Below are 25,236 nucleotides of genomic sequence, written 5' to 3'. Positions count from 1 at the left end.
AAAGACAGTAGGAAGCTGCTATTTAATACTGCCCACTTAATACATACTGCACACTTAAATAGGGAGGCACAATTATTTGTAGGATGGGTTAGCGGTAGCGTAACATGAGCGGGTGTTGGGTTTCATGCTTCAACCCAACCTACGTTCATCTTATATTTAATTCCACCCACCTACTTAAAACTCAAATCTGATAACTGATAACTGATAACTGATAACTGATAACTGAAAAAAATATGACTATTTGGGAACTTGATTTTTATTCGCGGCCGGTGGTGGATGAAAATAATAAAAAAAGATGGGAATTATTAATCTGTGAAACTCCGGCAACAATCGATCGCTCCTCCGATACAATATTTAAATATGCCAGTTATTGTCCTAATACGATGGTTAATTCCCAATGGTTAGGAGAGGCAATTACTGCAGCTATCAAGGCAGCGGGGGTAAGTCCCAAAAAAATTCGCTTTTTCCGTCGTCAGATGAATAACATGATTAGCAAAGCTTGCGAGGATATCGGTGTTCCCGCTTCCCCTAGTCGTCGCACTCATGCTTTAACGAGATGGATAGAAGAAAGAATGGTTAATTTCTATCCCCAAGAAGTTGGTTATGATCAAAATTTAACTAAAACTGCTTCCGTTAATTATCCCCCTTTAAATGCTGTTCCCCTTCCCGATGCTGTCCGGGGAGATAAGGCAGATAAATGGGCTTTTGTCACGCTAGAATTGTCTTCTTTTAATGATTTAAAAGATTGGGATATTAGCTTCGGAGAAAATTTGCCTATACTAGGGATGGGATTAGATGAGAATCTAAAAATCCCCGGTTTAGTTATTTTTTCTCCCCGCGCTTTACCCTTAGCTGGTTGGATGTCAGGGTTAGAAATGGCCTATTTAAAGTTAGAAACTGGTTCTCGTCCTCTGCTACGTTTAGAAACGGGTGCTAGTGATAGCTGGATTCTCGTCAACGTCACTAATACCGAGACTTTAAAGGAAGCTAAAAACTTTGAAGAAGCTAAACAAAAAGCCAATAATCTGCATTTTTTAGCCGTTCAATCTAACCCTGAATCGGAATCCTTCGCTGGTTTTTGGCTATTACAAGAAGGCTCTCAAGAGTAAAGTTTAGCAAAGGTGGGTTTTCAATCCACCCCCACAGAATTAACTTAAAAACATTGTCCTGTCCAACTACCGTGTAACCCGTAGGGAATATGGTGTTTAAGATGGATAACTGCTAGGGAATTAGTAATATCTTTAGCATCTAATATTACCATATTCGATCGATGATTGGCTGCATCGTAAGTAACTACCAATAACCAACCATCATCTTCAGCGATTCCATCGGGTTTAGGCACAAAAATTGGCTCACCTGCGAATCCCCGGGGAGCAAAAGAATGTAATTGTTTTTCTCCCGTTAATAGGTCCAGTTTTAAGATTGCTTGCAAAGGAGCATTACCGGTGGCATGATGAGTGGCAGCGATGTATAAATAACGGTAATCTCGACCAACTTTTGCAGGATTAATGCTGGGAAATTCACAACAATGCTCTAGAATACATTCTCTTGTAACGGTATTTTCTGATAAATTTAGTGTAAATCGCCACAGATGTCCTGGAGCTAAACTATCAAAATCTACCGATTGAAAACTGCTATTTGAATCCAGTTGTGGTAAGGATTGATAACAAATAGAATCGATATAAATTTTCTCCCCTTGTGCAAAAGCATTACTATGATGGAACACAAAACCCGATGGAGTTTCTAAAACTTTCACTTCTCCTTTGTTAGGCTCCCGGGGGATAATAATAATCTTAGTTAACTTGTCCGGTTGATTAATAACGCATTCCCCCGCACCTTTTAACCCAAAAAGAAAGGGAAAAGGATTATAACCAACCGGGTTTTGGAAAAAGATAGCGTAGTGGGGAGTAATAACAAAATCGTGGATAAAACAGAAGCCCGGTACACTGTGGGTATGACGACGTAATAACTTACCCGTGGGACTAATTTCGTAGAGAGTAATTGAACTAGACAAACCCGTTTTAATGGCAAAATTTACCAGACATGGTTGATGATTATCGAAGATACAAGCGGGATCGATGCGAGGATGAGCGGCAAAAGCATCACCTTTTTCCAAGATACCATCGAGATAGTCTAAACCAATAGTATCAAGGGTTTTAGCATCGAGGCGATGGGGTTCGGCCGCTTCCCAAAGTGCCAGTAATTTATTACCCCAGTAGATAACATTAGTATTAGCAATATTTTTCAGACGCAAATCAAAAGCATTGCCGAAAATTCCCCCCGGTTTTTTCGTGCCGAAAACACCGCGATAAAGGGGTTTTCCCGCTTTCTGTTCCCGGAGATAACCCTCGGTTTTAACAAAACGATTACGATAATGTACGCGCCCCTGATTGAAGCTAATCGCGCTGATCATACCATCCCCATCGAAGGGATGAGCGATCGCAGTGCCAGCGATATCGAGTAAACCGGGGCCGTTTTTAAAGACTGTACCCTGTAAATCGGCGGGAATTTGCCCCTCGATGTCTTCTACCTCGTAATCGTACTCGTTAGGTTGGGATTGATAGCCTTTTTGCCAATCCTGACGATTATAGGATTTTTCGCCAATTGTCGGAGTTAATACCATGGTAGTTTTACGTTTGTATTTACTTTTCTTAACATAACTTAAAACTACCAGAGCTAAAAAGAAGGGGGTAGCTAATCATTTATTTACCCCCTCCTTGCCGTCATGTTATTTAACAAACAACATTTCTTGATAGGTAGGCAGCGGCCAGAAATTGTCGGCCACTTCCCCTTCCAGTGTGTCAGCATATTCGCGCACCTTATCCATCAAGGGACGGATCGTTTGAGCGGAATACTGCATATGTTCCTCGATCGAGTCAAAATCGTCTTTAGCCATGGCCGCACTCAGTTTGCTAACGCCGTCCATCAGTAATTTAATTAGATTCGAGACGGTTTGGGCGCTTTCCTTATCTATCTCGATGCCGATCGCCGCCGCATTAGCGATCGCCAAAGACAATTCCGACAAGTAGCGAACGGCAGCGGGATAAATAATCGTTTTAGCCATACTTACCACCAGTTTCGCCTCCACCTCGATGGCCAGTAAATACTGTTCTGCATAGACATCGAAACGACTTTCCAGTTCAACGGGGGTAAGCACACCCATGCGGGCAAACAGTTCTTCGATATAATCAGCCTTCAGCACGGGTAAAGCATCGGCAGTGGTGCGGAGATTGGCTAAACCGCGCTCTTCTACCGCCATTTTGTGCCATTCTGGGGAATATCCGTTACCTCCGAAGATCACATTTCTGTGTTTGTCCATGATCTCCTTGAGAACACCCTCGGCAGCAGTCTTGAGGTCTTCCCCTGCTTTCATCCGACTTTCTAAGTTATCCGCCACCCAAGTCAGGGAATCCGCTAGAATCGTGTTCATCGCCACCAGCGGCCCGGAAACTGACTGATTAGAACCCACAGCGCGGAATTCAAAGCGATTGCCCGTAAAAGCAAAAGGAGAGGTACGATTGCGATCGCCAGGATCCTTGGGGAATACCGGCAGGGTATCGACACCGAGATCCATCAACCCCGGGGCATCAGAACCCTCAATTTGTCCTTGGCTAATTTGGTCGAATACCTTTTCTAACTGGCTGCCCAAATATACCGAAATAATGGCGGGGGGAGCTTCATTTGCCCCCAAACGGTGATCATTGCTGGCGGTAGCCACCACTGCGCGTAAAAGCGGCCCGTACTTGTGAACGCCACGAATAACCGCCCCACAGAACAACAAAAACTGCATATTAGCGTGGGGAGTATCGCCCGGATCTAACAGATTGCCCTGGGTAGCGTTGCCGACGGACCAGTTAACGTGTTTTCCCGAACCATTAATTCCCGCAAAGGGTTTTTCGTGCAGTAGGCAAACAAAACCGTGTTTTTTAGCCGTACTTTTCAGCAAAGTCATAATTAACTGCTGATGGTCACTGGCCACGTTGGCCGCCTCGAAAAAGGGGGCAATCTCGAACTGTCCTGGAGCGACTTCATTATGGCGGGTTTTGGCCGGAATGCCGAGGCGATACATTCTTTCCTCTACTTCCTGCATAAACACCTGAACCCGTTCGGGAATCGCGCCAAAATAATGATCGTCGAACTGTTGACCCTTGGCGGCGGGTTTACCAAATAGGGTGCGACCGGTGAGCAGTAAATCGGGGCGACTATGGGCAAAATGAGCATCGACTAGGAAATATTCCTGTTCAGCACCGCAGCTGGAGTTAACGGGGGCGACTTCCGTATGTCCTAATAGTTTAAGCACCCTGGTGGCGGCTTTACTCATCGATGAAATCGAGCGTAAAAGCGGCGTTTTTTTGTCGAGGGCCTCTCCTGTCCAAGAGATGAAAACCGTGGGGATACACAGGGTTACACCATTATCGGTCTCCATGACGTAGGCCGGACTGGTGACATCCCAAGCGGTGTAACCCCGCGCTTCAAAGGTGGAGCGAAGGCCGCCGTTAGGAAAGGAGGACCCGTCCGGTTCTCCCTGTACTAAGACTTTGCCCGCAAATTCTGTGATCACCGAACCATCGCTCTGCACGGAGATAAAACCATCGTGTTTTTCGGCGGTGGCGTTAGTCATCGGATAGAAGACGTGGGCATAGTACAGCGCCCCTTTGGACGTGGCCCAATCTTTCATCGCTGCCGCTACCGCACCGGCGATGGAAACGTCTAATTTTCCCCCGGTTAAAATCGTGTTTTTGACCGACTTGAATACGTCTTTCGGGAGACTGGCCTGCATTTTGCTCAGGGTAAACACATCGGTTGCCCAGAGGGCCTCTAAACGCTGAGGAATTTTGCTAGGTAGGGGTTTACGATCCGTTACTTGAGAGATAGCTTGAACACGCGTTCCATAACTCATAAGTATTTTTCCTATTGTGTTGTGTCGTGGATGAAGGGTTACTTTACTTAGGCGATGACAAGTTTCCTACTAACTTTGATGTTGAATTCCGGTCAGAGGCTATTCTCCGCTTAATAATTTTGATCCCACGGCACAAGCTTCTCTGCGGTTTTTATCTGCTTGCGCCGGCCTCTTTTCCGATCAATTAGCAACACCAGCCTTCATCTTAAGAACAGATAATCCAGAGCTTTGTATCAAACATTACAAATATCCCAAACCCGATCTTCCACAGGCGATCGCACTGAGAAAACGGGTTTCTTTGAGAAACCCGTTTTCTGGAGATAAAACTCTATACATCTATGCAATCGATAAAAAAGCGATATTTGACAAAATCGGGGGGGGGGAGTAAAATGCTGGTGGAATTTGCCCAAAATTGCCCATGAATTTTACAACTAACTTCAAATCTCTCTCTCTGGCTGGTGTTGTCTTCGCTGGCACAGTTAGCGCGATCGCTGGACTGACTATCCTCCCCGTCCAAGCGCTGCCGATCATCTACAATCCGACTCCAACCTTAACGCTTAATGCAGGCTCTGCTACTCCCACCGTTGGAGCCTTAGTCAACACTGCCAACGGCAATGGGTTGACTGGACCTGGAAACGCTTTGCAGCAACAGCACGTCGCAGGTAGCGATTTTTCTAATTTCTGGGGAGTACGTTTAGAAAGCGGGACGACTCCTGCTGATGTCAATCTTGATTTTGATTTTGGCAGTTCTGTGTTCTTAGATACCTTGGCTTTGTGGAATTACAACGCTTTTAATACCACAGCTACTGATCGCGGAATCAAGGATTTCACACTAATTCTCTCCAATAACTCCGACTTTAGCAGTCCAGTTTATGTATCAGGAACCCTAACACTACCTGAAGGTACGGCAACTAACATACCAGCGACAATCTTTTCCTTTCCTTTAATTCAAGCCCAATATGCTAGAATTGATGTAGCAAACAATTGGTTCGTTGGTTGGACAGCACCAGGGCCTATTGGTCTCTCTGAAGTTCGCTTTGCCCAGACTGTTCCTGTTCCTGTTCCTGAATCAAGTTCTGGCTTAGGTTTGCTGGCTTTAGGCTTACTGGGAACAGCAGCGGCATTTAAGCGCCATTTGAACTGAGAAAACGGATTTCTTTGGGAAGAAAAAGGAAGAAAACGGATTTCTTTGAGAAACCCGTTTTCTTAATCAGCTTTTTTATCTGTTTTGTACCACCATCTTAAATCTTCTCGAAATTGACTGTCAAAGACAATTGCCCTACTCTTGGCGTTCAATTCCTAACTCCTGACAAAGTTCTGTAACTGTCTGTCCCGGTATTGTTTGAACGTCCCTCTCCATTGAACGTTCCAGTGCTGCCAATAACTTTCTCGCATTCGCAGGCGATCGCAAAAGATAAACGGTTTCTAATAAGCCAGTTAATTCCTCTGCGCTTAATAGTGCCATATCTTTATGACCAGGGCGAGTAATAATCGCCATACTATTCTCGCTTTCCAGTCGATCCAGAAGGCTCGCTAAATTTTCTTGAGCTTGAGTGTAGGTAGTTTGGATAGAAAACATAAGGCGATGGCAACGAGTTGATTCGATTTTAGCTTATTTCATCAACTGAGAAAACGGGTTTCTTTAAAAAACCCGTTTTCTGGACTTAGGGCGATCGCTAGACTGGAATCAGTAGATTGGCCAGTATGGTAAGCTGAGAAAAATGGCAAAATTATCGCCAGAGTCAAAACAACTGATCATCAATCTGAAAAATAGGCTATTAGACATTGTTGACGAATCTAAAGCTGTAGAATTTGCCATCTTAAACCGTTTTGGTGAAACAGCAGAAACCCTAGACAGTTTAGAGCAACTCACAGAAATTGCCCTCCAAGCAGAATCTCGGTTTTCTCAGCTATCAAACTTAGAAATTCGTGCCGCTCAATCTCAACCGATGATTTCTCCTGATTTGCTAAGATTTATAGAAGAAGTCATTAAGACAACCCAAGTGCGGATTCCTGCCTTGATGCGTAGTGTCGAAGAAGTTAAACTTGAATGGAGTTAAATATGGATTTTGTTCCTCAGCTTCCCCGGGATTCTGATCAACTTAAGCAAACTTTGGCAAAAGCACACCGCAATTGTCAAGAGATGGAATTAGTTGGATTACAATTAGAAGAAGCGATTAGTCGCTTAGAAGCGGAAAATCGTCAAAGACGAAGACAGCAGCTAGAAAACCTAGAAAACGGGTTTCTTTGAGAAACCCGTTTTCTGGAGAAACAGGGCAAAATTATCGCCAGGTTCAAAACAACTGATCATCAAATCGACAATCTTAGAGACAATCACCGAGCTTTATTCCTGTCAATGATGCTAACAAAATATCTAAAACAAGCAATGGAACTGGCAACTTATGAAGTTCTAGAAGACGGAACTTTTTATGGAGAAATTCCGGGATTTGAGGGAGTATATGCTAATGAAACAACTCTCGAAGCTACTAAGGAACAGTTACAGGAAGTTTTGGAAGGCTGGCTTATTTTAGGACTGCGCTTACAGCATCAGTTACCGATTGTTGAAGGTATCAATCTAACCCCTCAACAAAAAATCGCCTGATGCCACCTTTTGCCCCCATCAAAAGGAAAGAGTTAATTCGCCAGTTGAGAAAGCTGGTATTTTCTGGTCCTCTGGTAGGAGGAAATCATCAATATATGGTGCAGGGAAAATTAAAAATCTGGATTCCTAATCCACACCAAGGAGATATCAGTAAAAGCTTGCTGGCTAAAATTTTACAACAAGCAAATATTAGTAGAGAAGAATGGGAAAAATTACGTTAAACAATTCTGTCTTGGAAAAGTTAAAAACCGTTCTCAATTGAGCAAGATGAAGATGGCAGAAAACGGGTTTCTTTGAGAAAACCTTTTTCTGGAATAAGAGGCGATCGCTAGGGGGTGCTAACTCGTGCTAAACTAGATTAAAATAATTAATTAACTCCCAATCATTTGTTTAACCATGAGTCAAGCTGCTGCTGCAATCAATACTAAACTAATTGATTCCCTTGCTCAAATTATCCTTTCCTTAACTGACGAAGAACAACAGCTTCTCCTACAAAAAATCCAGCATCCAGCCTTATCTGATGTCGATTTTCATCAAGGTTTTCCCTTTGATGTTCAAATTCCTAATACAGAAACGCTCGCCGCCATTGAAGAAGTAGAAAAACATCCTGAGCGTCTTAAGCGTTATAGTAGCGTCGGGCAGATGTTCGAGGATTGGAACAAGGATACAGGGGAATGTTAACCCCACAGGAAAGCACCCGCTTTCGACGCGATTTGAGGCAGATGAAAAAACGGGGTAAAGACTTGGAAAAGTTAAAAACTGTAGTGGAACTCCTGGTGCAAGAACAAATACTACCAGAGCGATACCGAGATCATAATCTCGTTGGAGATTAGTCCGGTTATCGTGAGTGCCATATCGAGCCAGATTGGTTATTGCTCTACAAGATTGAGCGAGATGAGGAAAGCTTAACACTCGTTCGGACTGGGACTCATTCGGATCTGTTTAAATAGTCTTCTTAACCATTCCCTTAGAAAACGGGTTTCTTTGAGAAACCCGTTTTCTGGACTGTCAATCTCTTGTCTCGATTAATTCGGGGACAAGTTCGGGAATAAAACCTGGTTCAGCTAAAGAACCAGTAACATGATGTTCAAAGACTTCTGCGGGGGGAAAAGTTTTCTTGACTTCCTGAGATTGCGGATCCGTAGAAGGTAGCCATTTAATTAGGGGTAAAGGTAGGAGAGTGGAGAGATTAGTAATCACTACCAATAACCAAAGATGATCAAAATTAGTTTCGGTGACGCCCAACCAATGGGTTAATAAAGCGCCGATTTCTTGGGAAACTAATCCTGACATATTCCAGATGGACATTAATAAAGCGAATAGAGATGCTTCAATGCCCACGGGACAAAGACGGGCCGATAAAATTAAGACCGGTAAAAAGGCAATTTGTCCCATGACGGTGAGGATGAGACTATCCCCCAAACTAAACCAATGATCGTCAATACCGAGCGCTCGATTAGTATGGGTAACTAAGAGTAGGGTAGTCATCCCTAAAAGCGCGGAAATCACCGTACTCCAACCCAAAATTAGACGGAAGGAAATCGCTTTTAAAAACCTTTGATATACCCAGATGCCCAGGATCGAGGCTAAACTGGTGACTAAGCGCACTCGTCCTAAAAATTCTGGTTCAAATCCTAACTCGTTGGTGGTGAAGTAGAAAAAGGCAGAATCGGCGCTAGGAGTAGCCTGCCAGAGGAAAATAAAGGCAGTGGGTAATAAAATTGATTTTTGTCTAATGGCTGACCATAATTGCCCGATTTGCTCCTTGACTTTGGGCGTGGATTGTGCATCATCATTATTCTTGATTTTTTCCTCTGTAATTAAAAACGCCATGGCTGAGGCAATCAGGGGAAAAATAGCCGTGAGAGCGAAGACGGGACGAGTACCGAGGTGTGCGAGTAACCAACCACCCAGATAAGCCGTAATTAAGCCGCCTAACGCCGATATTCCCCAAGTTAAGGACTGTAGAGAACCGGATTGAGTGAAGGACTCTTTGCGCGCCCTTTCTACTACCAAAGAATCGACGATGACATCACTAATGGTGACAGAAAGGGAACCAAGCAGGATCGCCGCCGTAGCTTGCCAAGCATTCTCCACCACAGTGGCTAGGGCTAACCAAGCTAAAACCCCGAGAATTCCCGATAAAATTAGGTAGGGCCGACGACGATAGCCGAAAATAGGCAAACCATCCGAAAGAAAGCCAAAAGCTGGTTTAATCACCCAAGGAATCGCCGCCACTCCGATTAATGCCCCCATCTGGGAGGGACTCAAGGCCAAATCGTCTTTTAAAAAGAAGCTAACCGCTAATCGGGAGAGTCCGAGAATGCCCTGCACGAAATAAACCCCTAAAATGCCAATTAATTCGGGATTAGGGTCATTTCCGAACAAGATAGTCTCTTTAAGGAATTTTTTCCCGCGATCGATGCCAAGGCGATTAATAAGCATGAAGTTTCATAAATATTTGTTACTGTCTCTATAATAATGATTGAGCGCTCGATCGGTGCGTTAGCTGTTAGGGTTTGGCTGTTGAGCTTTAGGTTTTGGCGGTTGGGTATTGGGTTTTAGGGTTTTAGTTGAATTTCCCCATAAAAGGCTTATTGTCGTGTTATGGGGAAAGTTTTTTGCGATCGCTCTATTTGAGAGTAATATAGGGAAAGATTCTGGAAAAAATGCTTATCTGTCAAATCTTCAGCAGAATGCTATATGAACTCTTATCTCGACAGGTAAGAGTTCATATCACAATTTAAACTTAGCTAGCAAGCCAGGATAGATGTATCCCGTTATGCTATCGTTGGCAATTTTTTATATTCTTCCTTATGCTTTTGTATCGCATCCCAGATGTCAACCTTTTGCTGAAGGTTGAGCCAAAGTTGAGGACCATTCCCTAAGGTTTTCCCAATACGAATGGCCATGTCTACCGTGATTGGTCTTCGACCTTGAATAATTTCATTAACAGTGCGCCGAGACACACCGAGAAGCTCAGCAAAGGTTGTTTGAGTCATTTCAATATCTTCAAGCACATCTGAAATGACCTCTCCAGGATGCACTGGTCTTATTTGCCTCCCATTAATAATATCTTGTAAGTCTTTCATAAATTATTTTCCTGTTTGAATCAAAACTCTTTGTTTTTCCTTATAGTCAGTGATAATCTTCAAGGTTTAAATCGTAGGCATCATTATTTCTAAATGTGAAAGTAATACGCCAGTTACCTGATACCTTTATTGACCAAGTTTCTCTTCTATCCCCTTTAAGCTGGTGTAAATCATAACCCGGTATTCTAAGGTCATCTATAGCTGTTGCAGAATCTATCACTTCAAGTCTTCTCCTTATTCTTTTTTCTAAATCTTTGGGTATACCTTTTGCATTACCTTCTTTTAATAATCTTTCTAATGCCTTATTTCTAAAAGTTTGTATCATTCAATGGATTTCTACTATATTTCATATTAAATCTTGGTCTATAACAGTTTAATGACAGTTTAATCTTATACATAAATATATTTTTTGTAACTTTGTAGGTTACAACTCCACTGTAATGTGGAAGGTTACAAATGTCAAGGCTCAAACTACTATGAAAGCAAAAGGGGTTCTAGTGCGATCGCTATCGCCCTAGGGTGCGTTCCCTAATGCAAGTCCTACTACTCCACCGATAGATTTTGGGGAACGCACCTTACTCATTCATTGAAGTTGATAAGTCTAGGTAATCTAATATCCTCTGCCAGATTAGCACTTAATTGGGGATAGATCATCTATTTCTTACATTAGTATGATCGCTGCTCTGGTAGTGGTGGAGGGTTCATAAAAAAATGTGCTAATCGGCATAACAGGCTCATTGTCATGTTGTCGGGAAATTTTCTTGCGATCGCTCTATTTGAGAGTAATATAGAGAAAGATTTTTTAAAAAATGTGTATTGGGGGTGATGTGTGGAAAGTTTTCGTATAATATCTGGTTAGTCCCCGGTGACAAAGTCATTGGATTTTCAATAGATGTTATGCTGACCAGTATTTTGCTGTGGTCGATGGCACTTAGCCTGTTGCTAATCAGCTTCACCCCTGGAGTATGGTATAAGCTATGGTTTTTTGAGATTTTGGGGACAGGCTATCTTTGGTTTGCGGGCTTGACTTTGATCTTGCTGTTGGCTCTGTTTTTACCCAGGTTCCGCCCTTCGCGCTGGAAATTGATGATCACGTTAGCTGTCGGACTGGGGTTTTATGCCAGCACAATTGGTACCTGGTATGTTCCGAGGTTGCGAGATGCTAGAACTGGTGGTTTCCCATTGACTGTAATGACCTACAACGTCAACTACCAACTATGGGAGACCAGTGCCGTGACTGACCTGGTTCGGGCAAATCCCGTAGATGTATTCGGGTTAGTTGAACCGTTCAAGGAGCAGGCAGCAGAGCTACTAGACAATGTGCAGGATCTTTATCCTTACTATTACCGCGCAACGGGAGGCGGACTGAGTTTATTTAGCCGCTATCCCATTACAGAGGCGACGACTGACAACTTGGGAACCCGCCACCATAGCCTATTCGCAAGCGTTAATGTGACAGGACACCCCATTCGGGTTGTTGTTGCCCATCCCCTTGCCCCTATATCTATGCCTAACTTTATCAATCGTAACCAGGCGATGGTGGCCCTGGCAGCCTATGCAGCACAGCAGTCAATCACTACCGTAATAATGGGTGACTTTAACCTCACCTCCTGGTCGATTTATTTTCGCAACTTTATCATTAACTCAGGATTACGCAGTGTCAATCTAGGGCATGGACTAAATCCAACCTGGTTTTATACTGACGAAGCGCGATCGCTATCCCATCTCGATCATTGGAAACAAGCTCTAAAAATTCCCATTGACCACATTTTCGTCAGCCAAAATGTCAGGGTTGATCAGGTCATCACACTGCCTTCAGGTGTATCTGATCATCGTCCAGTGATTGCAAAACTACGCGTGATGTAGCTTGTTTTAGCTCAGGTTCATAGCGATCGCAACAGCGATGCGATCGCTATTGCCGTAGCCGTAGGGTGCGTTCCCTAAGGTCAGTTCTACCACTCCACCGAGCGACTTTTGGGAACGCACCTTACTCATTCATTGAAGTTGATAAGTGCGATCGCATCGCCTCGTAGCGACTGTCTTGATTGTCAAGAGGTAATTCAAAAAAACTCAAGCAGTTGCCGTAAAACTCAAAATCTCAAGCCAGAAAAAAGCGCAGCGATCGCATCGCTCGTAGGTTGGGTTGAGCGCAACAATACTGGGTCGAAAATAGCTCAAGTCGCTTGTTTAAGCGAAACCCAACCACCCTAAAGGTTACTCTGACAACTTTTAACACCTACCTACTTAACTTTATCCCAGATTACATCCCTAGTAATCCCTAGCAAGGTAGAAAATATTCTGATGAAATCAGGATTGTTGAATCTGCCAGAAAAAAGACAGTTCAACAGCCCAATTATGAGCGAGAAGTAGTTCAAGGCTGACCGCTGAAATAACTGATAACTGAGAAAACGGTAGCAATTTCTACCAAAAGTCAGAATAAAATTCGTTATCGTCATAAAGTCATGACGGAATGTAATTAAAACGAGAAAGAATGCGGATCGAGCAATTGCAAGCCTTTTTAGCCGTAGCCGATACGGGCAATTTCGGTCAAGCGGCGCGCCAGTGTGGAGTCACCCAATCGACTATCAGCCGCCAGATTCAATCCCTAGAAACCGATTTGGGCTTACCTCTTTTCCATCGTACCGCCCAAGCGAAGTTAACCATTGCCGGGGAGAAATTACTGCCCCGGGCGAAACGAATTTGTCAAGAATGGACGAATATTCACGAGGAAATCACCGACCTACAGGCAGGAAAACAGCCAGAATTGTGCGTGGCGGCGATTCATTCCGTGTGCGCCCACTATTTACCGCCGATTTTGCCGAAATTTTGTGCTGAATACCCAGAAGTTCAGTTAAGAGTTACAGCCCTAGGCAGCGATCGCGCCTTAAAAGTGCTGCGGGATGGTTTAGTAGATGTGGCGTTGGTAATGAATAATCGTTTTCTCACCTCTAGCCCGGAGATGGTGGTCGAGGTATTATACCAAGAAGCGATCGAAATTCTCATGGCCGCTAATCATCCCCTCGCCCAATACAAAGAAGTGCCATGGTCAGAATTAATCCCCTATCCGCAAGTGGTTTTCAAAGACGGCTACGGAATGCAAAGATTAGTACAAGAATGGTTTTCCCGTCAGGATGCCCACCTGAAAACCGTCATGGAATTAAACACCCTCGATGCTTTTCGCGGTGTGGTGCGTCAGGGTAATATTATCGCTCTTCTGCCCCAATCCGCCTTGATGGAGGCCCGTAGCGATGCCACCCTCGCCATTCGTCCTCTTGCTTCCCCTAGTGGCGAAAATCCCCATCTTAACAATGGTAAATTTAGTCATCGTCCCACCCGTCAGGTAGTCCTTGTCACCACTAGCGATCGCCTACAGATACCACCGATCGCTCATTTTTGTCAATTAGTGCGGCAAATGAATCAAAGTGTGGTTAAAAGCTTAGAAAACCACCCCGTCCAGCCTTAGCAATCCCCATCAATCCCATTTACTCTTTATTTTTTTCCTTGAGATGAGCGATACTTTTCGAGAATTATTAAAAGCGATCGGTAGTGGCACCCATACGGGCAGAAATTTAACCCGTCCTGAAGCGGCAATGGCCACCAAGATGATGTTAACCCAAGAGGCAACCCCGGCCCAAATCGGTGCTTTTATGATTGCCCATCGCATTAAACGCCCCACCAGCGATGAGTTAGCGGGAATGCTTGATGCCTACGCCGAGCTTGGCCCGCAAATAACCCTAGAATCAGCCTCTTTTCAGCATCCGATCGCTATTTTTGGCAATCCCTACGATGGACGCTCTCGCACTGCCCCAGTTACTCCGATCACTACTTTAATCTTAGGGTTGGCGGGGGTTCCCGTAGTCCTGCACGGGGGCGATCAAATGCCGACTAAATACGGTATTTCCCTCAGAGAAATCTGGCAGCAATTAGGAGCAGATTTTAGTCAATTATCCTTAGCAGCAGTGAAAGACTGTTTAATCACCACAGGATTGACTTTTTTCTATATTCCGCGCCATTTTCCCCTAGTACAGAATTTTATTCCCTATCGGGAGCAAATCGGTAAACGTCCGCCCATGGCCACGGTAGAGTTAATGTGGTCGCCTTTTGTGGGTAATATTCATCAGATATCGGGTTTTGTTCATCCCCCCACCGAAGATCGTTTTCGCGAAACTTTCGCCCTGAGAAATATCTCTCACTTCACCACCGTGAAAGGATTAGAGGGCAGTTGTGATTTAGCCTGTAATCGGACGGCGATTATCGGTCTGGGAAATCCCACCGATCCCCCTTCCTTTCAGCGATTTTTCCTAAATCCTCGCGATTATGGCTTCTGTCCCTCGGATTATCCCCTCGAATCTTTAGAGATGCTCACCGCTAAATTAAAGGGTTTATTAGCCGGAGAAAATAATGAATTAACCGATGCGGCAATTTTTAACGGTGGTTTTTATCTTTGGCGCTGTGGAATTGCCCCGGATATCCCCACGGCTTTCCAGCAAGCACAACAATCTTTACAGTCAGGAAAAGCCCTGGCTAAACTGCAACAAATCTGTAATTATCTCCAAAATCAGGAATAGATAGGAATAGGACTGTAGGGAAAATCAATCCATTATAAATACTTTTGAGAAAAAAATTTTCCCAACTGCATCATTTCCTCGCTCAAGTGGGAAAGCTATGACTACGGTAAACGATTTAGAAGTTTCTAATTCCTATCACAGTCGCCCCTAGAGAAGCCATCATGTCTGCAATTAACCCCTCGACGCTCGAAACTGAATTTATCTGTCCCTCTTTTTCTATCTTAAAACTGAAGGAAAACTCGATCGACCTGGATGAAGATTTTCTCGGCAGTGATTTGGAAGATGATTTAGTATCTAGTCCCGAAAAAAGCTACAGCAACGGCACAACTACCGATTTAGTACGTTTATACCTACAAGACATTGGCAGAGTGCCTCTGCTCAAACGGGACGAGGAAGTTGAACAAGCGCAACAGGTACAGCGTCATCTGTCTTTACTGAAATTATGCGCCGCCGCCGTTAAACAAGGTGATGCACAAGTACAGCAATTTGTCAAGTTAATTGAGGTGCGCGATCAGCTAACCGCTCAATTAGCCCATCGTCCCTCCCTAGAACGTTGGGCAAAAACTGCCCAAATCAGCGTGTCTGAGTTAAAAAATGCTTTAAAAGCAGGGAAACAGCGTTGGGCGCACCTAGCGGGCTTAGAAGTGGGGGAATTAGAAGAAATTATTGCCCTTGGTACCCGTGCCAAAGAACAGATGATCAAGGCCAATTTACGTCTGGTGGTGTCGGTGGCCAAAAAATATCAGAATCGCGGTTTAGAATTATTGGATTTGATTCAAGAGGGAACCCTGGGTTTAGAACGCGCCGTCAAGAAATTTGATCCCACCAAAGGCTATCGTTTTAGTACCTATGCCTACTGGTGGATCCGTCAAGGAATGACAAGAGCGGTCGCAACTAAAAGCCAGATTATTCGCTTACCGGTTCATATTACCGAAAAACTCAACAGAATTAAGAAGGCACAACGGAAAATCTCGCAAATGCGCGGTCGCACTGCGACCGTAGAGGAAATTGCCCAAGAGTTAGCTCTGACTCCTGAAGCTGTGCGGGAATTGTTGATGACAGTGCCGCGTTCGGTTTCCTTAGAAATAAAAGTGGGTAAGGAAAAAGATACGGAATTATTAGACCTTTTGGAAATCGAAGCAGTGTCTTCAGAAAATCATTTTGTCTATGAATCTTTGCAAAGAGATATCAGAGCACTATTGGCAGATTTAACCACTCGTGAACGAGAAGTGATTGAATTGCGCTATGGTTTTCTCGATGGTAAATCCCATTCTTTGGCTGATATCGGTCGCACTTTGGAATTATCCCGGGAAAGGGTACGACAAATTGAGTTGAAAGCTTTGCAAAAACTGCGTCAATCCCAGCTACATAATCAAATTCGCGATTATTTTGAAGCGTTGAGTTAGTTAGGGTATGTGGAAAAAGTTTTTCCCGGGGGCAGGGTGTGGGGAGTATTTTCAGTGAACAGTAAACAGTAATCCTAAATCCTGTTATTAAAAACTGATTATTTATTCCTCCTTTTGCCTTTTGTCTCTTGCTTCTTGCCTATCCTGATATGTAGCCTATACTTAACGGATTTAGTATAATCAGTGATCTGAAAATACTCCCTATTTTTTTAGGAGATTTTAACTCACCGAGAATAAGGATTTGATGATACCAAATCCGTTTTTAATACTGTGATTAACTCCCCAGTCATGGATTGTTTCTCCCTGCTCTGGCGCTCCCCACTCCCCTATACCTTTTAAACAGGATTTATCCTAAATCCTGTTATTAAAAACTGATTATTTATTCCTCCTTTTGCCTATTGCCTCTTGCCTATCCTGATATGTAGCCTATACTCAACGGATTTAGTATTAATATGTCCAATTTTGTTTCGTCTGTAGGGTGTAGGTTCCGTCGCGCACATTGACCCGATGGGGGATCAGCTTCAGGTCTCGGAAGATATGAGCTTGGTGTTGTAGGGCCGTCAGAGAGCGATCGTCGATTGGGATAATGGCACGTTCAGAGGCCCGTTGTTCGAGATTAGTCACGATCGCCGGATCGATCTCGTGGTGGGCTGCCAAGCGTCTCGTCGCCTCTAACTCCTGTTGTTTCGCCCAGGCCCCCGCCTCGTTCACCTCTTCTAAAATCACCTTCAGTACATCGGGATAATCCCGCACCAATTCGGGAACCGCATAATAATAGGTCGGCACTTCTAGAGAGGCGTTTTCCCCGAATATACTCTCTAGATCCGCCACCGATCTTCCCGGATAGGTGCGCGTCTCCGTGGGGGAATAGGGAACCCAGACCACCCAAGCGTCGATCTCACCGCGACGAAAAAGCACCAGTGCTTCCGGTTGAGTCGCATACACCGGTTCGATATCGCTTAATTCTAGATTCACTCTCATCAGGGCGCGGATGAGGACATAATGGGCGCTCGAACCTCGATCGAAGGCGATTCTTTTTCCTTTTAAATCCGCCAACGTCTCTATTGGCGAATCCTCAGGCACGAGAATCGCCTGACCTTTCGGGGCGGTATATTTTTCTTTGGCTACCCGGACGAAGACGTGTTCCGCCGCTTGCGAGAAAATACTCGCCGTACCGCCACCACCGCAGAAGTCGATCGTTCCGTTGCTCAAGGCCTCGATCAGAGAGGAAGCGGCCAGAAAACTCGTCCACGTTACCGTCACCCCAAAGGGTTTTAAGCGTCTTTCCAGAAAGGCCTGGGCGCGGAGAACTTCCAGATTGGTCATGCCCTCGGGATAGCCGATCTTGAGGGTTCCTAACCGCCGCGCTTGTTTGGCGAGAGGAGTGATATCGGAGGGGGTCGAGCGCTTGAACCAGCGATCGATCGCGATACAGAAGAGAATTCCAGCGATAAATAATCCCACGGTTTCCAATAGCCGGGGAGTCGTATTTCGGGGGAATTTAAAGCTATCGACGAGGTTCAGAATCGGGTTATCGGATCGAGAATTTTGACCGACGGCGATCTCGCGTAGCGAGCGCTTTGCGTTCGTGTCGGAAAATCCAGCCAGGAGAAAGCTCCCGACGAGACTGGTCAAAAAAAGCACTGCGGGAAGAACTGCCCGCCAATTTCGCCACGGTTTCCAGAGACACTTGATCGAACGGTGGAGCATGGGATTTCTCGCAGAAAACAAGATTTATGATCGGGAAAGGAGACAAGAGGGAAGGGTTTCCCAACTTGATCGGGAGAGGTTCCATTAGTTTTATCTACATACTATAAAAATCCACGACTCCTCGATTGTGTAACAAAGTACATTTATAAATGTATTGAAAATGATATAGTTTTAAAATTAAATTGCGCCCGCCTTTGAGAGATCGAGGTAATATGGATGGATTGGTTGATCGAAATCGTCAAAATCGCGGTGGCCACCGGCATAGCCACCACCTTCGACGACAATATTTATCTAACCGGCTTCTTTAGCGAGGTAAATCGTACCTTTCGCCCGGTTCACGTTGTCGTCGGCGAGCTAGTCGGGTTTACGGCCTTAGTATCGGTGAGCTTGCTGGGTTTTCTACTCGGCTTAATCATCCCGCCGATTTATATCGGTCTTCTCGGAATCTTGCCGATCCTCATCGGTGTGAGAAATTTACTGACGTTAAATCGCGATAACGAGAGGGAAACCGCAGATCGCAAGGTGAATTTGCGAAGAAACGCCCGATTTCACGGATTCGCCTCCCGCAGACTATCCCTCGGTCAAGTCTTCAGCGATCGCCAAACCTATAAAGTTTCCGCGGTCACGATATCCAATGGCGGCAATAATCTCGGTATCTACATTCCCCTATTCGCCAATAGTACCGTGGCGCAGTTAGCCGTAATCATCCCGATCTGCTATCTAATCGTTTGTACTTGGTTATTTCTCTCCTATAATCTAACCCGCCAACCGGGGATCGCGGTTGTCCTCAGCCGTTATGCGAGTAAGCTTTTCCCTTTTGTGCTGATGTGGTTGGGCCTACGGATTATTCTCGATAACGGCTCCTATCGCCTGTTGATTCCCACCGGGTAAATTAGACCCCCCGTAAAAATCGCCAATCTCCGGCTCCCACGGGAGTCAAAATTCAGGAAGAGAGAAGAAAAAATTAGTTGGTTTAGAGCAACCTTATCGAGAAAATCCCGATGAATGTATCACTGTTGCCAATTCGATCGCTGTTTCGTCCCTTTCGTTCCTTATCGGGGAGGAGCTTCCTTTCCTTCCTGTTAGTGGGACTGTTGGCAAGTATTGCCCTCGCCTCCTGCGGGGGAATCGGCTCAAAACCGGAGGTGAAACTGAATCTCGTTTCCTTCTCGGTCACGAAAGCCGCCCACGACCAGATTATCCCGAAATTCGTCGAGAAATGGCGGAAAGAGCATAACCAAAAAGTCATTTTCCAGCGGAGTTACGGCGGTTCCCTGGCCCAGGCCGATGACGTGATCGCCGGGAAACAAGAGGCGGACGTGGTACATCTCGCCCTTCCCCTCGACGTGATGCGGATATCTCAAGCCGGCCTGATTAATCGCGGTTGGGAAGATCGGGTGCCGCGGCGGGGGGTGGTGAGTCACTCGGTGGCGGCGATCGTCACGCGGGCGGGAAATCCGAAAAAGATTCAATCTTGGGCGGATCTGGCTAGAGAGGACGTTATGGTTCTATCCGCCGATCCGAAAACTTCCGGGATCGCTATTTGGCAGTTATTAGCCCTCTGGGGTTCGGTGACGCAAACGGGGGGCGAACCGCAACAGGCATGGGATTTTGTCCGCCGGATCTATCAAAAGATTCCCACCCTAGCCAGGGACGCGCGGGAAGCCAGCAATGCCTTTTTCCAAGAAGGAAAGGGGGATGTTTTAGTCACCTACGAAAACGAGGTAATTCTAGCGGCAAGAAATCAACCAGATACCAATTACTTAGTCCCCCCGGTCAATATCTCGATCGATAATCCCGTGGCGGTGGTGGATAGAAATGTCGATAAACACGGCACGCGAGAGGTGGCCGAGGCCTTTGTGAATTTCCTCTATTCCGAGCCGGCACAACAGGAATTGGCCAAATTGGGCTATCGATCGGTCAATCCCTTCGTGGCCAAGGATGAAGGACTACAATTTCCGCCGATCGAAACTCTTTTCAACGCCCAAGATCTCGGGGGTTGGACGTTGATCGAAAAGGAATTTCTGGCCAATAACGGCATCTTCGAGCAGATTAAAAACCAGTCGGCTTCCTAACATTTTTCCCGCTTTAATCTATGAAATTCTCTCATTATTTTTTCCTAATCTCCCTTCTGATGGCCAGTAATTTGATCGCCGGTTGCGGTCGCCCGGCCGACTCGGCCGAGAAAGAAGCGCCAGTCTCGATCGACGGTGGTGCGGTGGGTTTCGCCCTCTCCCTCGCCGTTGCCGAAGAATATCAGAGAATCCATCCCGAAGCGCGGGTAAGCGTCGCCACCAGTGGAACCGGGGGCGGTTTTAGTAAGTTCTGCGCCGGAAATCTCGACATTGCCGGGGCATCGCGGGTGATCCGGAAAGAAGAGATCGAGAAATGTCGGGAAAACGGTGTGGAATTTCTGGAATTACCGATGGCGATCGACGGATTGGCGGTGATCGTCAATAAAAAAAATCAATTCGCCAAGTGTTTAACGATTAAAGAACTCGATCAAATGTGGAACACGAAAGCGGAGGGTAGGATTACCAGTTGGAAACAGATTAATCCCAAATTTCCCGACGAAAGATTATTACTTTTCGCCCCGCCTTCCGATACGGGAACCTTCGATTATTTCACCCAAGCGATTACGGGAAAACGGAGAAATAGCCGTACCGATTTCACCCCGAACCGCAATCAAAACGCGCTCGTGCAGGGGGTGATCGGCAATCCATCCGCGCTTGCCTATTTAGGCATCTCTTTCTATATGCAGAACCAAGATCGATTGAACTTGGTGGCGATCGAAAATAATGAAGGAAAATGCGTCAAACCGGTCCCCATCGATAACGTTCTCCGCAATGTCTATAATCCCCTTTCCCGTCCCCTGTTTATCTACGTCAACAAGAATAATTTAAAAACGAATCCATCCCTGGAAAAATTCGTGCGCTTCTATTTAGAAAATTCCTGGAAATGGGTCGATGGCGTGGGTTACGTCGCTTTACCAGATGAGGCCTACGTCAAAACCCTGCGGAAATTCGAGCGCGGGGAAACGGGATCGAAATTCGGCAAAGCTAAACCGGGAGAACCGATCACGAACTTTATCTAAAAAAGGAATTTTGTCAAACCATGACCTTAACCCCGAGTTCTTTCGATAATTCTTTTTTGCCGGCAGATAATTCGCTCCTCAAGCACCCCGGCGACGATATTCAAGAGAAGATGATCGCGGTCATTCTCTTCGCTTGCGCTTTCGTTTCCGTGGCGACGACGATCGGCATCGTGGCGATTATTTTTAGCGAAACGTGGGGATTTTTTCAAGAGGTATCTTTCGCCCAATTCTTTCTCGATACCCGTTGGACTCCACTGTTCGCCACCCCTCATTTCGGCATCTGGCCGCTAATTAACGGGACATTTTTAACCACAGCCATCGCTATGTCCGTCGCGGTTCCTTTAGGCCTATCTTCCGCGATCTACCTCGCCGAATACGCAAAACCGAACCTAGCGGCGATTTTACGCCCCGCGGTGGAACTTCTCGCCGGGATTCCCACGGTGGTGTACGGGTACTTCGCCCTACTCGTTGTCACGCCCACTTTGCGGAATCTTTTCCCCGTCGAGATTTTTAACGCCCTCAGCGCCGGGTTAATGATGGGGATCATGATCACTCCCACGGTGGGATCGATTAGTTTAGACGCGATCCGAGCGGTTCCCCGTTCCCTGCGCGAGGGTTCCTACGCGCTAGGAATTACCAAGCTGGAAACGATTTTTAAAGTGGTTCTCCCCGCCGCCCTCTCCGGGATCATGGCCTCGATTATTCTGGGAATGTCGCGGGCGGTGGGGGAAACGATGACGGTGTTGATCGCCGCCGGCTCGCAACCCCGGCTTACCCTCAATCCCTTCGAGTCGATCGCCACGATGACCGCTTTTATGGCCGAGATTTCCGGGGGAGATGCGCCCCGGGGCAGTCTCAGTTTTAAAACCCTCTACGCGGTCGGCGCGGTGCTTTTTCTGATCACGCTGGTGCTGAATCTAGCCAGTTACTGGATATCCCACCGTTTTAAAGAAAAATACGATTGATTTCCCATGGTTAAATCCTCTGTCAAATCCGATACCGTTGAATTTATCGACCATCTCGAACGCCGCGAGGCGATCGGCAAATTCTGCGAGTATCTTTTCCTCTTCGGTTTACTGATCGGTTTGTTCGTTCTGGCGCTGTTGGTGTTGAATATCGCCCACGATGGACTCGGACGACTCTTAACCCCCGGATTCCTCACGGAAACGCCTTCCCGTTTCCCGGAAAGGGGCGGTATCCGTCCGGCGATCATCGGTAGTTTCTATCTGGGAATTATCGTGCTTCTCGTGGCGGTGCCGATCGGGGTCGGGTCGGCTTTGTATCTAGAGGAATACGCCCCGAAAACTTGGTGGACGGCACTGATCGAGGTGAATATCGGCAATCTGGCCGGGGTTCCCTCGATCGTCTACGGCTTATTAGGATTAGCGGTTTTTAACTATCTGCTCAATTTTGGCCCGACGCTGATTTCCGGCGCGTTAACCCTTGCGCTTCTCTCGCTGCCGGTGATTATCGTCACGGCGCGGGAGGCGATCCGGGCGGTTCCCGATTCCCTACGCCAAGCCTCCTACGGTCTAGGCAGTACCAAATGGCAGACGATCCAACACCATGTTTTACCCTACGCGGTGCCGGGGATTCTCACGGGGGTGATTATCTCCGTGTCGCGGGCGATCGGGGACGCGGCTTCCTTAATGGTCGTCGGCGCGGTTAGTTTCCTCACTTTCGATCCTGGTTTATTCCAACGCTTTATGGCACTACCGATTCAAATTTTCAGCTATATCACCCGTCCCGAACCCGGTTTCGCCAATGCGGCGGCGGCCGCGATTATCGTTCTGATCCTGTTAATTCTCGCCCTCAACGCCATCGCCATCTATCTACGTCAACGTTATTCGACACTGAATTAGGGAAGGCAGCGGGCAAGGGGGTAGATACATAACCTTCCCTACTCCTGCACTCCCCACTTCTCCAGTACGGGAGGGTTTGCAAACCCTCCCCTCTAAAAAAACCATCGATCTTTAATAAACGATCAGGAGAATTTTTGCCATGACTACCCACCTTAACCCAGATCACAGTGTTTTCGACGCAGAAGGTGTCAAAGTTTTTTATAACGGGTTTCTCGCTCTTGTGGACGTTCATATTAAAATTCCCGCGCGAAAAATCATCGCCTTTATCGGGCCGTCTGGTTGCGGGAAAAGTACCCTCTTGCGCTGCTTTAACCGAATGAACGATCTGATCCCCGGTGCCAAGGTGGAGGGAAGATTACTCTACCGAAATCAGAATATTTACGATTCGCAGGTCAACGCCGTCAAGTTACGGCGACAGGTGGGGATGGTTTTCCAACGTCCGAACCCTTTTCCCAAGAGCATTTACGAGAATATCGCCTACGCACCCCGAACCAACGGTTATCAGGGAAATCTTGAGGAATTGGTCGAGTATTCCCTGCGGCAGGCGGCGATCTGGGAGGAAGTAAAGGACAAACTCAAAGAAAAAGGAACGGCACTATCGGGGGGACAACAACAGCGTCTCTGTATCGCCCGTGCAATCGCTATGAAGCCAGATGTTTTATTGATGGATGAACCCTGTTCGGCCCTCGATCCCATTTCTACCCGTCAGGTGGAGGAATTGTGCTTACAACTGAAGGAAAGTTACACGATCATCACCGTCACCCACAATATGCAGCAGGCATCGCGGATCGCCGACTGGACGGCATTTTTTAACACCGAAACCGATCCCTCCGGGAAACGCCGGGGGAAATTAGTCGAATTCAGCCCCACGGAAGTTATGTTCGGCAATCCCCAAACCGACGAGGCCCGCGAGTATATTAGCGGGCGATTTGGGTAATTGAAACAGAAAAAAACTCGATAGTCTGTTTTTCAAAACCGTGCGCGGTTTTATGCCGAGACACCCATTGCTATGAATAGAAAGGACTGGATTTTCGCTATTTTGTTGGTTTTTGTCCCGATCTCGATCGCCTGGAATTTCCTGCGTTGGGACGTGACGATCGTTTTCCTGAGTGCCTGTCTAGCGATTGTTCCCCTGGCCGCTTACATGGGAAAAGCGACCGAGGAAATCGCCGTCGTGGTCGGTCCCAATCTCGGCGGTTTATTGAACGCCACCTTCGGCAACGCTACCGAATTAATTCTCGCCTACGCCGCCCTCGAAGAAGGTTTGATCGAGGTGGTGAAAGCGACGATTACTGGTTCAATTATCGGGAATCTGCTGCTGGTAACGGGCGTATCGATGTTTTTCGGCGGCTTACGCTATCTCAAGGTCGCGAGAGGACTCCCGTTAAACCGCGTAGCGGTTAACGGGAGATGAATCGCCACCAGAATAAAACTAACGCGGTAGGGTTTCCACTTTTGGGGAGTTTTGGTTCTCGACGTATTTTTTTAGTTGTTCGATGGTAACGCCGCCACAACTGGCCACGAAATAAGCTCCCGTCCAAAAATAGGGTTTGTTGTAGAAATACTTGGCCGCCAAATCCAGAAATTCCTTTCTAATTAATGGGACTACTAACTGTTTTAAGGTTAGCGATTAATTTGGATAAAGCGATGTCAGGTTTGTCATCGATAATCCGGTGAACGTAATCCGATTCACCGTTGAAATCAAGTAATGTGCTGTCCCATTTCGTGAGCGTTGACACAAAAATTTCTTTAAGTCGGGCTAAGATTTCATTGTTAATAGCAATGGCCGGTATTTGATGACGAATACGACGTGAGCGGTAAGTTTATAAACAGAGCTAAATTCATGATTGTAATCAGTTGACATATTAGGCGGTAAGTGTTATAATCTGATTGTACATCACGAAACGAACGACAGTGATAACGCTTACCTACCAGTACAAACTAAAGGTAAATAGGCAACAGGAACGGGAGATCATCCACATTCTTGATGTTTGTAAGAGCG

Annotated in this window: 27 protein-coding genes and 3 pseudogenes; 20 read left to right on the top strand and 10 right to left on the bottom strand. The window is 46.1% G+C overall.

Features of this window, described 5'->3' with window-relative positions; genetic code table 11:
• Window positions 1-233: 233 nt before the first annotated feature.
• A complete protein-coding gene (locus H6G48_RS05585) occupies window positions 234-1,109 on the top strand; it encodes a Tab2/Atab2 family RNA-binding protein (RefSeq protein ID WP_190719918.1) in 876 nt (291 codons plus the stop codon).
• Window positions 1,110-1,153: 44 nt separating this feature from the next.
• Here H6G48_RS05585 and H6G48_RS05580 read toward each other — a convergent pair whose 3' ends face one another.
• Both H6G48_RS05580 and H6G48_RS05575 read right to left on the bottom strand, forming a co-directional pair.
• Window positions 1,154-2,623, bottom strand: coding sequence for a carotenoid oxygenase family protein (locus H6G48_RS05580; protein ID WP_190719915.1), 1,470 nt, complete (start codon window positions 2,621-2,623; stop codon window positions 1,154-1,156).
• A 105-nt stretch (window positions 2,624-2,728) separates the two neighbouring features.
• On the bottom strand, window positions 2,729-4,900 hold the full coding sequence (locus H6G48_RS05575; RefSeq protein WP_190719912.1) for a glutamine synthetase III family protein: 2,172 nt from the start codon (window positions 4,898-4,900) through the stop codon (window positions 2,729-2,731).
• Window positions 4,901-5,318: 418 nt separating this feature from the next.
• Between H6G48_RS05575 and H6G48_RS05570 the strand changes: the two genes are divergently transcribed.
• Window positions 5,319-6,044 (top strand): PEP-CTERM sorting domain-containing protein, encoded by a 726-nt coding sequence (locus tag H6G48_RS05570; protein WP_190719909.1) that lies wholly within the window; start codon window positions 5,319-5,321, stop codon window positions 6,042-6,044.
• A 135-nt stretch (window positions 6,045-6,179) separates the two neighbouring features.
• Here H6G48_RS05570 and H6G48_RS05565 read toward each other — a convergent pair whose 3' ends face one another.
• On the bottom strand, window positions 6,180-6,479 hold the full coding sequence (locus H6G48_RS05565) for a type II toxin-antitoxin system Phd/YefM family antitoxin (RefSeq protein WP_002763657.1): 300 nt from the start codon (window positions 6,477-6,479) through the stop codon (window positions 6,180-6,182).
• Window positions 6,480-6,621: 142 nt separating this feature from the next.
• On the opposite strand from H6G48_RS05565, the gene H6G48_RS05560 reads away from it, so the two are divergent.
• From H6G48_RS05560 to H6G48_RS05535, 6 genes and pseudogenes are all read left to right on the top strand, one after another.
• Window positions 6,622-6,960 (top strand): hypothetical protein, encoded by a 339-nt coding sequence (locus H6G48_RS05560; RefSeq protein ID WP_012264431.1) that lies wholly within the window; start codon window positions 6,622-6,624, stop codon window positions 6,958-6,960.
• A gap of 2 nt (window positions 6,961-6,962) precedes the next feature.
• Window positions 6,963-7,151, top strand: coding sequence for a hypothetical protein (locus H6G48_RS05555; RefSeq protein ID WP_002766800.1), 189 nt, complete (start codon window positions 6,963-6,965; stop codon window positions 7,149-7,151).
• 105 nt (window positions 7,152-7,256) lie between these two features.
• Window positions 7,257-7,502, top strand: coding sequence for a type II toxin-antitoxin system HicB family antitoxin (locus H6G48_RS05550; RefSeq protein WP_147071580.1), 246 nt, complete (start codon window positions 7,257-7,259; stop codon window positions 7,500-7,502).
• On the top strand, window positions 7,502-7,723 hold the full coding sequence (locus H6G48_RS05545; RefSeq protein ID WP_147071578.1) for a type II toxin-antitoxin system HicA family toxin: 222 nt from the start codon (window positions 7,502-7,504) through the stop codon (window positions 7,721-7,723). Before H6G48_RS05550 ends, H6G48_RS05545 begins: the two co-directional genes overlap by 1 nt.
• A gap of 175 nt (window positions 7,724-7,898) precedes the next feature.
• Window positions 7,899-8,183, top strand: a complete 285-nt coding sequence (locus H6G48_RS05540) for a type II toxin-antitoxin system RelB/DinJ family antitoxin (protein ID WP_190719906.1) — start codon at window positions 7,899-7,901, stop codon at window positions 8,181-8,183.
• Window positions 8,177-8,452 (top strand): annotated as a pseudogene (locus H6G48_RS05535) (type II toxin-antitoxin system YafQ family toxin). Before H6G48_RS05540 ends, H6G48_RS05535 begins: the two are co-directional and overlap by 7 nt.
• Window positions 8,453-8,510: 58 nt before the next feature.
• On the opposite strand, the gene H6G48_RS05530 reads toward H6G48_RS05535, so the two are convergent.
• From H6G48_RS05530 to H6G48_RS05520, 3 genes are all read right to left on the bottom strand, one after another.
• On the bottom strand, window positions 8,511-9,947 hold the full coding sequence (locus H6G48_RS05530) for a folate/biopterin family MFS transporter (RefSeq protein ID WP_190719903.1): 1,437 nt from the start codon (window positions 9,945-9,947) through the stop codon (window positions 8,511-8,513).
• A 335-nt stretch (window positions 9,948-10,282) separates the two neighbouring features.
• Window positions 10,283-10,594 (bottom strand): HigA family addiction module antitoxin, encoded by a 312-nt coding sequence (locus tag H6G48_RS05525; protein WP_190719901.1) that lies wholly within the window; start codon window positions 10,592-10,594, stop codon window positions 10,283-10,285.
• 46 nt (window positions 10,595-10,640) lie between these two features.
• On the bottom strand, window positions 10,641-10,919 hold the full coding sequence (locus H6G48_RS05520; protein WP_190719898.1) for a type II toxin-antitoxin system RelE/ParE family toxin: 279 nt from the start codon (window positions 10,917-10,919) through the stop codon (window positions 10,641-10,643).
• Between the two features lie 572 nt (window positions 10,920-11,491).
• Here H6G48_RS05520 and H6G48_RS05515 point away from each other — a divergent pair.
• Window positions 11,492-12,460: an endonuclease/exonuclease/phosphatase family protein gene (locus H6G48_RS05515; protein ID WP_242034538.1), complete on the top strand. Its 969-nt coding sequence runs from the start codon at window positions 11,492-11,494 to the stop codon at window positions 12,458-12,460.
• A 6-nt stretch (window positions 12,461-12,466) separates the two neighbouring features.
• Here the strand turns inward: H6G48_RS05515 and H6G48_RS26780 are convergent, their stop codons facing one another.
• On the bottom strand, window positions 12,467-12,589 hold the full coding sequence (locus tag H6G48_RS26780) for a hypothetical protein (protein ID WP_277925597.1): 123 nt from the start codon (window positions 12,587-12,589) through the stop codon (window positions 12,467-12,469).
• A 496-nt stretch (window positions 12,590-13,085) separates the two neighbouring features.
• Between H6G48_RS26780 and H6G48_RS05510 the strand changes: the two genes are divergently transcribed.
• The 3 genes from H6G48_RS05510 to sigC all read left to right on the top strand — a co-directional run bounded on the left by H6G48_RS05510 (window position 13,086) and on the right by sigC (window position 16,568).
• Window positions 13,086-14,057 carry a LysR family transcriptional regulator gene (locus H6G48_RS05510; protein WP_190719895.1) on the top strand — a complete coding sequence of 324 codons (972 nt, stop codon included), beginning with the start codon at window positions 13,086-13,088 and terminating at the stop codon, window positions 14,055-14,057.
• Window positions 14,058-14,100: 43 nt separating this feature from the next.
• Complete coding sequence (locus H6G48_RS05505; RefSeq protein WP_190719892.1) at window positions 14,101-15,162, top strand: anthranilate phosphoribosyltransferase family protein; 1,062 nt, start codon at window positions 14,101-14,103, stop codon at window positions 15,160-15,162.
• A 161-nt stretch (window positions 15,163-15,323) separates the two neighbouring features.
• The gene (gene sigC, locus H6G48_RS05500; protein ID WP_242034537.1) at window positions 15,324-16,568 is read left to right on the top strand and encodes an RNA polymerase sigma factor SigC; all 1,245 of its coding nucleotides are present in this window, start codon (window positions 15,324-15,326) and stop codon (window positions 16,566-16,568) included.
• A 447-nt stretch (window positions 16,569-17,015) separates the two neighbouring features.
• Here sigC and H6G48_RS05495 read toward each other — a convergent pair whose 3' ends face one another.
• Window positions 17,016-18,278, bottom strand: coding sequence for a sulfonate ABC transporter substrate-binding protein (locus tag H6G48_RS05495; RefSeq protein WP_190719889.1), 1,263 nt, complete (start codon window positions 18,276-18,278; stop codon window positions 17,016-17,018).
• Between the two features lie 216 nt (window positions 18,279-18,494).
• Between H6G48_RS05495 and H6G48_RS05490 the strand changes: the two genes are divergently transcribed.
• From H6G48_RS05490 to H6G48_RS05460, 7 genes and pseudogenes are all read left to right on the top strand, one after another.
• Complete coding sequence (locus H6G48_RS05490; RefSeq protein WP_012264446.1) at window positions 18,495-19,169, top strand: cadmium resistance transporter; 675 nt, start codon at window positions 18,495-18,497, stop codon at window positions 19,167-19,169.
• A gap of 110 nt (window positions 19,170-19,279) precedes the next feature.
• A complete protein-coding gene (locus H6G48_RS05485) occupies window positions 19,280-20,353 on the top strand; it encodes a sulfate ABC transporter substrate-binding protein (protein ID WP_190719885.1) in 1,074 nt (357 codons plus the stop codon).
• Between the two features lie 20 nt (window positions 20,354-20,373).
• Window positions 20,374-21,372, top strand: coding sequence for a PstS family phosphate ABC transporter substrate-binding protein (locus H6G48_RS05480; RefSeq protein ID WP_190719882.1), 999 nt, complete (start codon window positions 20,374-20,376; stop codon window positions 21,370-21,372).
• 20 nt (window positions 21,373-21,392) lie between these two features.
• A complete protein-coding gene (gene pstC / locus H6G48_RS05475) occupies window positions 21,393-22,337 on the top strand; it encodes a phosphate ABC transporter permease subunit PstC (RefSeq protein ID WP_190719879.1) in 945 nt (314 codons plus the stop codon).
• Window positions 22,338-22,343: 6 nt separating this feature from the next.
• Window positions 22,344-23,234 (top strand): phosphate ABC transporter permease PstA, encoded by an 891-nt coding sequence (pstA, locus tag H6G48_RS05470; RefSeq protein ID WP_002738206.1) that lies wholly within the window; start codon window positions 22,344-22,346, stop codon window positions 23,232-23,234.
• Window positions 23,235-23,373: 139 nt separating this feature from the next.
• The gene (gene pstB, locus H6G48_RS05465) at window positions 23,374-24,171 is read left to right on the top strand and encodes a phosphate ABC transporter ATP-binding protein PstB (protein ID WP_190719876.1); all 798 of its coding nucleotides are present in this window, start codon (window positions 23,374-23,376) and stop codon (window positions 24,169-24,171) included.
• Window positions 24,172-24,243: 72 nt separating this feature from the next.
• Window positions 24,244-24,594, top strand: a pseudogene (locus H6G48_RS05460) (calcium/proton exchanger); the annotation flags it as partial.
• 72 nt (window positions 24,595-24,666) lie between these two features.
• Here the strand turns inward: H6G48_RS05460 and H6G48_RS26775 are convergent.
• Both H6G48_RS26775 and H6G48_RS26770 read right to left on the bottom strand, forming a co-directional pair.
• Window positions 24,667-24,810 carry a transposase gene (locus tag H6G48_RS26775; protein WP_261779553.1) on the bottom strand — a complete coding sequence of 48 codons (144 nt, stop codon included), beginning with the start codon at window positions 24,808-24,810 and terminating at the stop codon, window positions 24,667-24,669.
• Window positions 24,811-24,826: 16 nt separating this feature from the next.
• On the bottom strand, window positions 24,827-25,000 hold the full coding sequence (locus H6G48_RS26770) for a transposase (protein ID WP_423202529.1): 174 nt from the start codon (window positions 24,998-25,000) through the stop codon (window positions 24,827-24,829).
• Between the two features lie 148 nt (window positions 25,001-25,148).
• Here H6G48_RS26770 and H6G48_RS27120 point away from each other — a divergent pair.
• A pseudogene (locus H6G48_RS27120) lies at window positions 25,149-25,236 on the top strand (helix-turn-helix domain-containing protein); the annotation flags it as partial.

This window comes from Microcystis flos-aquae FACHB-1344 (assembly GCF_014698375.1).
GTDB classification, from domain to species: domain Bacteria; phylum Cyanobacteriota; class Cyanobacteriia; order Cyanobacteriales; family Microcystaceae; genus Microcystis; species Microcystis aeruginosa.
This window is presented reverse-complemented; position numbering and strand designations above follow the sequence as displayed.